At 43.5% G+C, this 10,684-nt stretch carries 14 protein-coding genes; 2 read left to right on the forward strand and 12 right to left on the reverse strand.

Annotation, left to right across the window (positions count from 1 at the left end; all coding sequences use genetic code 11):
- Positions 1 to 193: 193 nt before the first annotated feature.
- The 8 genes from hsdR to HWQ38_RS01465 form a co-directional block, all read right to left on the reverse strand.
- Positions 194 to 2,527, reverse strand: a complete 2,334-nt coding sequence (hsdR, locus tag HWQ38_RS01430) for an EcoAI/FtnUII family type I restriction enzme subunit R (RefSeq protein WP_292789444.1) — start codon at positions 2,525 to 2,527, stop codon at positions 194 to 196.
- Between the two features lie 264 nt (positions 2,528 to 2,791).
- On the reverse strand, positions 2,792 to 3,172 hold the full coding sequence (locus HWQ38_RS01435) for a type II toxin-antitoxin system RelE/ParE family toxin (RefSeq protein WP_292789445.1): 381 nt from the start codon (positions 3,170 to 3,172) through the stop codon (positions 2,792 to 2,794).
- Positions 3,162 to 3,407, reverse strand: coding sequence for a hypothetical protein (locus tag HWQ38_RS01440; protein WP_029634102.1), 246 nt, complete (start codon positions 3,405 to 3,407; stop codon positions 3,162 to 3,164). The genes HWQ38_RS01435 and HWQ38_RS01440 overlap by 11 nt, the downstream gene beginning before the upstream one ends.
- A 70-nt stretch (positions 3,408 to 3,477) precedes the next feature.
- Positions 3,478 to 4,743, reverse strand: a complete 1,266-nt coding sequence (locus HWQ38_RS01445) for a restriction endonuclease subunit S (protein ID WP_292789447.1) — start codon at positions 4,741 to 4,743, stop codon at positions 3,478 to 3,480.
- Entirely contained in the window at positions 4,740 to 5,405 is a 666-nt protein-coding gene (locus HWQ38_RS01450) for an N-6 DNA methylase (protein WP_292789448.1), read from the reverse strand. Before HWQ38_RS01450 ends, HWQ38_RS01445 begins: the two co-directional genes overlap by 4 nt.
- A 41-nt stretch (positions 5,406 to 5,446) precedes the next feature.
- Positions 5,447 to 6,253: an N-6 DNA methylase gene (locus tag HWQ38_RS01455; protein WP_292789450.1), complete on the reverse strand. Its 807-nt coding sequence runs from the start codon at positions 6,251 to 6,253 to the stop codon at positions 5,447 to 5,449.
- Positions 6,254 to 6,499: 246 nt separating this feature from the next.
- Positions 6,500 to 6,733, reverse strand: a complete 234-nt coding sequence (locus HWQ38_RS01460; protein WP_292789452.1) for a hypothetical protein — start codon at positions 6,731 to 6,733, stop codon at positions 6,500 to 6,502.
- A gap of 1 nt (position 6,734) precedes the next feature.
- Positions 6,735 to 7,376: a ParA family protein gene (locus HWQ38_RS01465; protein WP_292789454.1), complete on the reverse strand. Its 642-nt coding sequence runs from the start codon at positions 7,374 to 7,376 to the stop codon at positions 6,735 to 6,737.
- A 366-nt stretch (positions 7,377 to 7,742) separates the two neighbouring features.
- Between HWQ38_RS01465 and HWQ38_RS01470 the strand changes: the two genes are divergently transcribed.
- Positions 7,743 to 8,120 carry a hypothetical protein gene (locus HWQ38_RS01470; protein ID WP_292789455.1) on the forward strand — a complete coding sequence of 126 codons (378 nt, stop codon included), beginning with the start codon at positions 7,743 to 7,745 and terminating at the stop codon, positions 8,118 to 8,120.
- Positions 8,121 to 8,243: 123 nt separating this feature from the next.
- Here HWQ38_RS01470 and HWQ38_RS01475 read toward each other — a convergent pair whose 3' ends face one another.
- The 4 genes from HWQ38_RS01475 to HWQ38_RS01490 form a co-directional block, all read right to left on the reverse strand.
- A complete protein-coding gene (locus HWQ38_RS01475; RefSeq protein ID WP_292789456.1) occupies positions 8,244 to 8,750 on the reverse strand; it encodes a pentapeptide repeat-containing protein in 507 nt (168 codons plus the stop codon).
- Positions 8,751 to 8,930: 180 nt separating this feature from the next.
- Entirely contained in the window at positions 8,931 to 9,053 is a 123-nt protein-coding gene (locus HWQ38_RS01480; protein ID WP_292789458.1) for a hypothetical protein, read from the reverse strand.
- A gap of 37 nt (positions 9,054 to 9,090) precedes the next feature.
- On the reverse strand, positions 9,091 to 9,252 hold the full coding sequence (locus HWQ38_RS01485) for a hypothetical protein (protein WP_292789459.1): 162 nt from the start codon (positions 9,250 to 9,252) through the stop codon (positions 9,091 to 9,093).
- Entirely contained in the window at positions 9,233 to 9,901 is a 669-nt protein-coding gene (locus tag HWQ38_RS01490; protein WP_292789461.1) for a hypothetical protein, read from the reverse strand. Before HWQ38_RS01490 ends, HWQ38_RS01485 begins: the two co-directional genes overlap by 20 nt.
- A 432-nt stretch (positions 9,902 to 10,333) precedes the next feature.
- On the opposite strand from HWQ38_RS01490, the gene HWQ38_RS01495 reads away from it, so the two are divergent.
- Positions 10,334 to 10,627: a PD-(D/E)XK nuclease family protein gene (locus HWQ38_RS01495; RefSeq protein WP_292789463.1), complete on the forward strand. Its 294-nt coding sequence runs from the start codon at positions 10,334 to 10,336 to the stop codon at positions 10,625 to 10,627.
- Positions 10,628 to 10,684 lie beyond the last annotated feature (57 nt).

Raw genomic sequence — 10,684 nt, forward strand, 5'->3', positions numbered from 1 at the left:
ACTATATAGCGATCGCCTTTTTTCTAGGATATAACGAGTTTGAAAACACGCCCTAATTACTATGCAGCGAGTGTAAACTGAATCAGGTACTCCTTCTCCTATTTTCGGGGTTCCGTCAATTTGCGCTTAAGATGGATCGAAAAACACCTTAGTATATTTAAAAACAAATATAGGCATCCAGTTACCTGCCCAATTAAGCTGCCATGTCCTGTGAATACAAATACTGCTGAAACCCGATAAACACTTCACTGATATTCGCAACGCTCCCTAGTTCTTCAACAGCATCACGAACAGCATGATATTTTAACTCTAACAGTTGAGGTAATTTAGAACGATCAAGTTCCCCCACCCCGGCTTTGATGTATTGCTCCAGTACAAAGTCGAGAAATTCTTGCTGTTTGCCGATATAGCGCGAGAAGATTAAGGACTTGTGAGCAAGGACGCGCTCTCGGCGGCTCATGGGTGCAGAGGCATAGGCGATATAAGCCAGCACATCATATAAATCGCTTTTCTCGGCATCGATCAGGCGGCTAATGTCGGTGAGTTGTTCCTCCCCGTAGCCCTTCTCTGCCAGTCCTTCTAATAAGGCTTTGCGGGTGTCGGGGCGACTCCATATTGCTCGTAGCTCGTCTTCATCTTTGAATAGTTCGGGAATTTCGCCAAAGAGACGTTCCACAAATTCAGCAGCGTTCATGGGTTTACCATCTGGACTCCAGAAGCTGGTGGACATTTGGTGCTGGAGGGTGCGTTCTTTGCCGTCAGCAAGTTTGATTTTGATTTTTTGAGGGCGGCGTTCTTCTGGAGTTTCGATGCTATCTTTGCCAGCGTCTGTTGTGGAGACTTTGTATTTATCTACACCTTCACGCTTTTTGACTACTACAGGTTCTTGAGGTTCGCCATCCCATTCAGGATCATTGAAATGTTCGTAAGCTTTAACGAAATCGTAGATGGTGAAGTAGTCTTTACCGTCAAATAGTCGCGTACCGCGACCGATGATTTGTTTAAATTCGATCATGGAATTGATGGGGCGCATCAATACGATGTTGCGAACATTTCGGGCATTAACACCAGTGGAAAGTTTTTGGGAAGTGGTGAGAATGGTGGGGATAGTTTTTTCGTTATCTTGGAAAGTGCTGAGGTGCTGTTCTCCGAGTTTACCATCGTCGGCGGTAACGCGGACACAGTAATTTGGGTCGGAGCTAATCTTCATTTGGTTGATCAGGTTGCGGACGGCGAGGGCATGATCTTGACTGGCGCAAAAAACTAGGGTCTTTTGGTTCTGGTCGATCGCCTCCATGAATAATTGCACCCGATAGCGTTCGCGTTCTTCGATTTCAATGATGCGATTAAAGTTGGTTTGGGTGTAGGTTTTGGTTGAGTCTATCTCGCCTTCAATGAGGTCATCTTCACTGCTGTAGATATATTCATCAAGGGTGGTTTCGATTTGCTTGACTTTGAAGGGTGAGAGAAATCCATCGTTGATGCCGTCTTTGAGGGCGTAGGTGTAGACAGGATCTCCGAAGTAAGCGTAAGTGTCGGCATTGTTTTCACGTTTTGGTGTGGCGGTGAGTCCGAGTTGGACTGCTGGGGAGAAATATTCGAGGATGCCGCGCCATGTGCTTTCGTTATTGGCTCCGCCGCGATGACATTCATCGATGATGATGAAGTCGAAAAAGTCGGGGGGATAGTCGCTGAATTTTGGGGTGGAGTTGCCTTCTTCGTCTTGTCCAGTCATGAAGGTCTGGAAAATGGTGAAGAAGACGCTGCCATTTTTGGGGACTCTGCCCCGTTTTTTGATGGCTTCAGGGTCGATGCGAACTAGGGCATCATCGGGAAATGCCGAAAAGTCGTTATAAGCTTGGTTGGCGAGAATGTTGCGATCGCACAAAAACAGAATGCGAGGGCGGCGGGTGGGCTTTTGGCTGAGGTTCCATCGGCTTTGGAAGAGTTTCCATGCGAGTTGGAAGGCGATGAAGGTTTTACCTGTGCCTGTTGCCATCGTTAGCAAGATCCGGTTTTTATCTTGAGCGATCGCTTCTAAAACGTGCTTAATGGCGTTATGTTGATAATACCGAGCTTCTTTTGTGCCGCTTATATCTTCAAAGGGTATGGCAGCAAAGCGATCTCGCCATTCGTTGGCTTCGCTAAAGGTAACATCCCACAGTTCGTCGGGGGTAGGATATTGGTTGACGTAGCCTTCTGCACCTGTGTGCATATCTACTTGATAAAGTCCGATGCCATTTGTGGAGTAGGCGAACCGCGTCTGCAATTTTTCGGCGTATTTTTTGGCTTGTCCTAAGCCTTCGGTATCGGGCAATCCGCGTTTTTTGGCTTCGATGACTGCAAGTTTTTCACCGCGATAGACGAGAACATAATCGGCGATGTCTGATTGGGCACGTTTACCATTGCCAACCAAGCGACCAGGGGCGATGAGTTCGCGGCGGATGCGACTGCCTTCGATCATGCCCCAGCCTGCGGCTTTGAGTGCGGGGTCGATTAGTTCAGCGCGAGTTTCGGCTTCGTTCATTATGGCTCGTCTTTGGAATATGGCAGTCGGCGGCGGGCAGTAGCGATCGCTTCTTGCAGTTTAGCCTGTAACAACTTTTTGGGTGGTAATACGGTAAGGTATTTGGCAACATCGATACCGCTTTTTTAATGATACTTGTTAAAAACGCTTAAGGATATACCCGACTCAGGAGGATGCTTCTGTACTAAAAGTGCGGCATGAAAGCGGCAAAAAGCCTTTAGTCTTAAGTCGTGTCAATTTGTGGATCGAGGGAAGCATATCCCTTTATGCATCTGAATTATCGGCTATTTGAATTTCTTGCTCGTATTGCGCGATCGCGGATTCAATTATTTCATTACTAACATCTGAAATATCGGATTTGGAATAAATTGTAGTGAGTATAATTCCTTCATCAGTTTTCAGATAATAAATGACTCGATAGCCTCCACTTTTTCCTTTTTGAATGTTACTATTTTTGAGACGAACTTTGAAAACCTGATATTTAACTCCAGCAATTCTATCGCCAAGGATTTCACCTGCTTGAAGTTGGTCAATTAAGGGTTGGAGATCGGTACGAATTGAACGATAGCGTTTGGCCAGTTCTCGAAGATCCCTTTTAAAACGAGGTGTAAGAGCAATCTGGATTGGCGATGGTTCACTCTGCATCGATGCCTGACCACATTTCTGAGAGGGGAATAGTTTGTCCAGTTAAAGCCTCGTGTAAACCTTGGCGAATACCTTCTATAACAACTTCTGTAGGTGTTTCATCTGGATCGGTTTCGTCATCTTCGGAAAGTAAGACGATAACACGAACGCGCTGTGGTTTGATGAATCCCAGCGATTTATCGAGCGTAAGTTGTCCACTCTCATTAATTGTCGCTGTGGTTTCAATTGCTTTCATAGATGGTGATAGTGTTGTTAAATATCGAGTCAATTCAACCTACTTCTAGTCTAGTGCAGCTATCCCACCTTCATGCGGCAATTCCCTCCTTAGCGGTTTTTGTTGTCTGGTTAGCAGTGTCTGCGGTGAGTTCGCTAGTAAAGGCTTTTTGCAGGATGGATTGTTTGAGTTCGTTGAGGGCGGAGAGTTTTTGGTGGTAGATGGTTTCGAGGCGTTGGGTTTCAAAAACAATAGAATCTAGTTTGTCAACGATATTCTTTTGTTCTGGAAGTGGAGCCACTAAAATATTCAGTGATCTGATTCCATCTTTGCGTATTGTTTTTGTAGTAGTACCATTTAAACGTTCAGAAATTTGCACCTTCCCAAACCTGGATTCTAAAAATAAATACAAATAATTACTTTGTATTTGCTCTACGTCGGTTCTTAATAAAAATAGGTTCATAGCCAGAGAACAGGGTCTGTCTATACTTGGCATTAGATAAACTTTTCCTGCATTACCTATTTTGCTTATTATTATTTCTCCACCAAATACTTTGCTTTTGCTAAGAAATTCGTAAGCGTGCTTGTCAATATATTTTAGATGATTTGTGAAGTTGTTCTCGAAGTCGGTACTCCGAACTATATACGCATACCCATCATTGTCTAACAATGTAACATTTTGCTTTAATATTTCATAACTTCCATTTGCATGATAATCAGTTAAAGTATCTAACAAAACCCCCAACTTCTTCTCTACCCACCCGTCGCCTTTCTGGGTGAAGATGGCGTTTAGATAGCTTTCAAACAGTTCGCGGGCGTTGGCAAAGTTCTTTTCGGTGTTCGCGATCGCTCTATCAATCCCCTCAAACGCCTCATCCAAAATCGCCACAATCTGCTTTTGTTCGGGGAGTGGTGGGAGATATAGAGATAAATTACTCCATTTGGTTTTGTTGATTATAGGCAGAGTCGCTTGCCCTGAACTATCCAAGACTTTTCGTTGAAAATTTTGAGTAAGCATTTGGTAAAAGAGAAATTTCGCACAGTCACCATTCAAAGGTGTTAAAGAGTTTATTTGTTGATTAGTAGTTACCTGTCTTTTAGTAAAGCCAACTTTTCCGATGGTTGCACCTATACAAACCATCAAAACTGAATTGCTTTCGACAAGCCTTGCTTGATTTAATCCAATTTCACTAATTCCTTGATTTTTATAATCTAAAGAGCCATTCTTAAAAAAGTCCGGTGGTTTTATAAATGGAATATAGTCACCAAAATTATCATTTTTTGAGGTTTTAGGAGTAGAGCCAGTTTGCACTTTTCCTATTTCTCCGATCTTTTTCTTTACCCAGTTTTTTTTCATAACATTTCCCCAATTCCTGCCATAATCTCAGCACTCTCCGCATCCAAAGCAGCAATTTCATCCAAAATTTCCTGCGGTTCTCGTAACAGCGATTCCTCAGCCTTATTCGGATTCTTCACCGACAAATCGAACGTTACCCGATCCACATCAGCAATATCCACCAGCCAAGACTTTTCTGTTTCCGCAAACCTAGCCTGTAGCTCCACAAACTCCCGCAAATCCTCATCATTCAGAGAATTGGTTTTACCCATATTCCGCCCCGGTTCGAGTTGGTAATACCAAATTTTCTGAGTAGCCATCCCCTGATTTAAAGGTTTTCCCTGAGAAAATAAAGGCGTTCCCTGAACGGAGTCAAAGGGCTTTCCTTTCTCAAAAAACAGCACCACCGTCTTTACCCCCGCCCCGATAAACGTCCCACTGGGACAATCCAAAATCGTGTGCAGATTGCAACTACTTAAAAGTTCTTGGCGCAAAGCCCGCGAAGCATTATCCGAATTTGACAGGAAGGTATTTTTGATTACCACCGCAGCCCTACCGCCCATCTTCAGGATTTTGATGAAATGCTGCAAAAACAGAAACGCCGTTTCCCCAGTCTTAATCGGGAAATTCTGCTGTACCTCCTTACGCTCCTTGCCCCCAAACGGCGGATTAGCTAAAATCACATCAAAGCGATTCTTGTCTTGAATATCGCTGAGATTTTCCGTCAGCGTATTGTGTGGATAATGTTCGGCGCATCAATGCCGTGCAAAATCATATTCATGATGGCAATCACATAAGCTAAACTCTTCTTCTCCTTACCTGTAAAAGTGGCCGTCTGAAGTTGCTCAAGCTGTTTTGTCGTGAGATTACCCTGACGCAAATAGTCGTAACTCTCACACAAAAACCCCGCAGATCCACAAGCCCCATCATAAATGCGATCGCCAATCTGCGGTTTCACCACCTGAATCATGGCTCGAATCAACGGACGCGGCGTGTAATACTCCCCCCCATTGCGCCCCGCATTCCCCATATTTTTGATTTTGGCTTCATAGAGATGGGAAAGCTCATGTTTCTCCTGCTGCGATCGAAACCTTAGCTCATCAATATATTCCAGCGCATCTCGCAGACTATAACCACTTTGAAATCTATTCTTAATTTCGCTAAAAATCTCACCAATCTTGTACTCGATGGTATCTGGGCTGGTAGCCCGTAGCTTAAATCCCTGGAGATAGGGGAATAGCTGGCGGTTCACGTAATCAATCAAATCGTCCCCAATCAGCGCATGATCGTGATCCACCGTGCCATCCGCTTTCTTGGGAGCCGCCCAAGCCGACCAGCGATGCGTTTCATCAATGATAAATTCATAGGACTTCCCCGCTAACTCCGCTTCCAGTGCGCGTTCTTGCTCCAGATCGTCCAGATACTTCAGAAACAGCAGCCAAGAGGTTTGCTCCGTGTAATCTAACTCTGTAGTACAACCCGCCTCTTTCCAGAGAACGTCATCAATATTTTTAAAGGTTTGCTCGAACATTTAGCTTTACTGTGAGATTTTTAATATTACTGGCTTGGCTGATATCTTGCACCTACGGCGTGAAATGAGCAGTGGTGCAGAAAGTTATGCTAAACCTCCATTGCCCTGTAAAACCGATTCAGCCGAGTTTCTGACAAAACATGCTTTGTCAGTATATCTTGTGTTGAAAACTATGAAATCAGAAATCGCTAAAAGAAGAAAGCAAGAAATCGTCTTTTCGTCTTTTCGCTAAATGACGAATCTTTACTAGCCATGATTATCTGTCCAGTATTTGAAGATCCGTTGCAATAGCTCGACTTGGGTACAACCGTAAGTAGCAGCCGCAATCTTAAAATCCTTTTTAAACTCGGCAGGTACTTTAAAATTCAAGTTGGAAATTTCCCCTGGATCGGGCTTCTCCAAATTTGACTTTGTTTCATCAATACTAGGAGGTTCACCTTTATTTGATTTGTGAGGTGGTCGTGGTGGTTTGGTTGCCATATTATGCCTCCTGCTCATTCAATAAATCAATAATTCCTTGTACGACTTGTTCTGCCCGTTGCTTTAACGTAGGGAAGGTAACTTCTGAAAGAGCGCGACCATTATCAGAAGCTTGTCGGTAAGCTGTCTTTTCAGGGATTGAGCCAGCCACTGTGTTATAGCCAGCCTTACGAATATACGATCGGGCTTCTTCAATTTCGTTCTCCCGATCGCCGACTCGACATAAAACAAAAATAATTTTATCCGTAGGGATTTTGGCGTTTATCAGTTCATGCGCCAACAGTACAGACGGTTTGAGGTCATCTAGTGACAAGCCTGTGGGCAGGACTACTAAATGACTTGCGCGGGCTATCTCTAATGTTCCTTGCATCGAATGTGGTGGCCCGTCCAGAATCATGAGGTCATAAACATCAGCGTGTTTAAGTGCTTGAGCTACGGTGCGGAATTGTTCAACTGCAATCTCCGGCTGGATACCGTTTACTTCCCGACGTTGCTTCCAGTCTGTGGAAGTCCCTTGGGAAATATCCAAGTCCGCAATTTTTACATCCCAGCCCGCCGCCGCATATTCACGGGCAATCAACCTAGCAATCGTGCTTTTGGAAACACCGCCTTTTTGGGAGATGACACCCACTAATACGGTCATCGTGCTTTCGTCCTTTCGCCCAAGAGCGATTTATTTATATCGTGTTTTCGTTATTTGTTCAAGTCCAGACTTCGTTATAGCAAGAAAAAACGATTTAAACAAAGAACGAAATCGTTATTTCGCTAAAAGTATTTGATGTCGGGGGAGGGTAGGGTTTACCGCATCGAGGGGGAATGCCAATGACTTGCCTGGGGCTTAACTCTCAAGCAGCATAGTAAATTTAAAATAGGAGAAGTAAGCTTGTTCTTTAAAGCAACCGATAGCGATTTTGATATCACCACACTACACTGCGGTAAGAGTCTGAGTCTAAATCCTCCAAGCAGCGATCGCGTGTAACTTACATAGAATTTAGGGTTCTGTGATGCTATGTTATTTTTGATTACCTGCGTAATCGATGAAGGTGTGTATGACTCATCTTTTATCGTCGTGGAAGCGGAATCTGAGTTAGAGATTGCCGAACACATGCTGTCCGACACTTCAATTTGGGAATGGTTTCTAGACCGAGCATACCCCCATGATTGGCAGCAGCGTCAACGAAATTTTGCAGGATCTTTAATGGACTGCATACGAGAAAATCCTGCCATGAGTCCACAAGAATTACTGGATTTGATTAACATCACTTCTGTAGATGGTGATTCAACATCGCAATTGCGGATTCATCCAATCACCGTGCGATCGCTGCGGGAGGTAGAAACTGATCCTTGGAAACGGCAAGACCTAAATAGAAGAAGTACTGGCTGTTGAACTCTGGTAAAAATTCCCGTTCCGGGAAAAAGCGATCGCAATTTTGGGGTCAATCCCCGGATCGGGAAAATCAAGTTTCAAGGCTCAAGGAATCTTGGATGAGCCAAGAGATGAGGAATTGCTCTAATCAGATGTCTTTGGTAAGCCTAGTTGTTTGCGTAAATCTGGATCGTAGTGGGCTTTTTCCCAGTTTTTAGCTGTTTTGACTTTCTCTGGAGTTAAGTTTAAGACTTCCTTGAAATCGGCTCCCTCTATATTGGCTCCCTCTATGTTTATGCCATCATCCCATATTGTATTGAACAATCGAGCATTACTTAGGTCTGCACCACTAAGAGTTGCACTACTAATGATTGCAAAGCTCAAATTCGCATTACTTAAGTTAGCACAATTCAAATCTACTAAGGTTAGATTTGCTCCAGATAGAACACCATCACTCAGATCGGCTTCCCTTAGAGCGGCTTGACCTAAATCAGCGTTACTCAGATTAACTTTCTTCAAATTAGCACCGCTAAGATTAGCACGACGTAGCTCCGCTTTGTGTAGGTCTATTTCATGTAAATCAGCTTTCATTAGGTCACACTCTTGGCACTCTTTAGTATCTAAAAGTCTAGTGTAGTGTTGTTGATTCATTTCTTTCTAATATCTAATATCAGTACTATTATTCCCATTTTCATTCTTTATTATTCATGATGATAAAAATGGCTCGACATTGGGTTGTAGAAGCTCATCGTCGTGAATCGGTAATGAGGTAAATTTCCCATCCTGGGGAAAATTCACGAACGATGTTGTACTTTCACTCGATAGCGCTGCTCAACCAAAGGGGCGAAAGATAGGAGTAAATAAATATCCCTCAACTTCCAAATCTTTGAGCTTTCCCGCTACTTCAATGAAAGCGATCGCAGTAAAGAATACGGGGGAGTTTGGGACAGCCAAGTTAAATTAAACTCCCCAGCGTTGCGGCAATAATAGGTTATTCATTTTGGCGTAGCTTGTCGCCTTCGGCATCGCTTGACTTTACCTTGAGTAAGAAAAGTTTCTGCGCCTCTGCCGTTCTGCCATCTCGATGCCGAATTGTAATTGCACCAGTCTCCGGGTTTACTCCTGGCTTAATGTCATTGGGATTTGCATCCAAAACCCGCGCAGAGTCCCGATAAATATTGGCATAGTCTCCCAACCCTAAACTCGGCTAGTTTCAGCAGTTCTGAGCGCGGTAGGGTACTCCCTAAACGAATTTTATCCTCATACTCCTGTACCCAATTTGGCGTATTTTCTTTTTTAAAAGAATATTCCGCCCCCACCGCAATATTTATCTCCTTGAAAATATTTTGCTGTTCTTGAGATTTTAATTCCTGATCCTTGGCTTCTTGCTGAGTTTCTTGTAATACTTCTACCTCTGAAATACTTACTATTTGATAATCATTCTCTATACATATTTTTTCTGCGCCGTTGCGTATATTTTGCGAAATCTCGTGCGTAGTTTTTGCCGTAATCTCTGAGGGGTCTAGAACGGTTAGCTGGACTGGGCTTGAGGTGTGGGCTAAATCCCCATTGGTCGCTACTTGTACTGCGCGTTCGTCGCTACTTGTACTGCACGTTGGTTCCTTCTTGTAGTGCGCGATCGGCGTATCCAGTAGTGCGCGATCGCACTTTGTTGATCTAGCAAGGGTTTGGGCGACTTTCTCTAATCTTTCTCGGAATATGTTGATTGTCTGAATCGGTTTAACGTGGAAAGTTAGACACCGATCAAAAAACCGATTTGCGATCGCATATATTTCCACCAAATTAAGGTAGAATCGACTCAGCTTGGCTGCTTAATGCCCGGCGTTTGAGTGCCTTCAATGCGTACAGTGAGCCAACGACTGACCGTGTAACTGCCCACGGTAAAGGGGATTGCAAAACCTCGAACGGTCTAGTAACCATCAAGGCGGTTGAATAAGCCAAAGCGTCGTTAAAAATCCCTGACCTACGGAGAAACCAGTCAGGAAAAAATATTAAAACCAAGAGTGCTTTAAAGCGCTGCTTTGCTGTATTAAAAAAAACACAGCAGAAAAAGCCAGATTTTAAGCGCCGTATTATCGCGTTTGAAAGTTTTAGAGTGCTTGTGGTGGCAGTGGCGATCGCAGTTGGTTGGATATTTCTTAATCTACAAGAGTAACTTTTGCTGAATTTCTGGGAATAATACAACTGTCGTACCAGTAAAAAATTCAGTAGTAATGACAATACCCCCCACAGAACGAGCATTGCTGGAAAGTTTGATTGTTGATAATGAAGATTTAGAAAAACTGGAGTTAAAACTCGCTCAATTTAATATTTTTGAAGCGATTGGTGTTGTACGTCAAGAATTACGCCATTCAAATTTTTTAGCATTTCTGTTAAATCCATCTGAAAACCATAGACTTGATGATATTTTTCTCAAGCGATTTCTTAAGCGAGTGCTGTTAGAAGAGTACGAGCCTACAGACGAAAAGTATACAAAAGTTAGTCCCGTTGATACAGTTATCAATTAATCAATACTCCATCTTGGCTCAATGCCAAATAGCCAGGTATATTCCTATCCCCAATTC

This window comes from Nostoc sp. NMS7, from assembly GCF_017115085.1.
Lineage (GTDB): Bacteria > Cyanobacteriota > Cyanobacteriia > Cyanobacteriales > Nostocaceae > Nostoc.

What these genes read in the sequence shown, in the direction of transcription:
- hsdR (WP_292789444.1), bottom strand. Translation starts at nt 2,527, where the DNA reads ATGAACGAAGCCGAAACTCGCGCTGAACTAATCGACCCCGCACTCAAA.
- HWQ38_RS01435 (WP_292789445.1), bottom strand. Translation starts at nt 3,172, where the DNA reads ATGCAGAGTGAACCATCGCCAATCCAGATTGCTCTTACACCTCGTTTT.
- HWQ38_RS01440 (WP_029634102.1), bottom strand. Translation starts at nt 3,407, where the DNA reads ATGAAAGCAATTGAAACCACAGCGACAATTAATGAGAGTGGACAACTT.
- HWQ38_RS01445 (WP_292789447.1), bottom strand. Translation starts at nt 4,743, where the DNA reads ATGAAAAAAAACTGGGTAAAGAAAAAGATCGGAGAAATAGGAAAAGTG.
- HWQ38_RS01455 (WP_292789450.1), bottom strand. Translation starts at nt 6,253, where the DNA reads ATGTTCGAGCAAACCTTTAAAAATATTGATGACGTTCTCTGGAAAGAG.
- HWQ38_RS01460 (WP_292789452.1), bottom strand. Translation starts at nt 6,733, where the DNA reads ATGGCAACCAAACCACCACGACCACCTCACAAATCAAATAAAGGTGAA.
- HWQ38_RS01465 (WP_292789454.1), bottom strand. Translation starts at nt 7,376, where the DNA reads ATGACCGTATTAGTGGGTGTCATCTCCCAAAAAGGCGGTGTTTCCAAA.
- HWQ38_RS01470 (WP_292789455.1), top strand. Translation starts at nt 7,743, where the DNA reads ATGTTATTTTTGATTACCTGCGTAATCGATGAAGGTGTGTATGACTCA.
- HWQ38_RS01475 (WP_292789456.1), bottom strand. Translation starts at nt 8,750, where the DNA reads ATGAATCAACAACACTACACTAGACTTTTAGATACTAAAGAGTGCCAA.
- HWQ38_RS01495 (WP_292789463.1), top strand. Translation starts at nt 10,334, where the DNA reads ATGACAATACCCCCCACAGAACGAGCATTGCTGGAAAGTTTGATTGTT.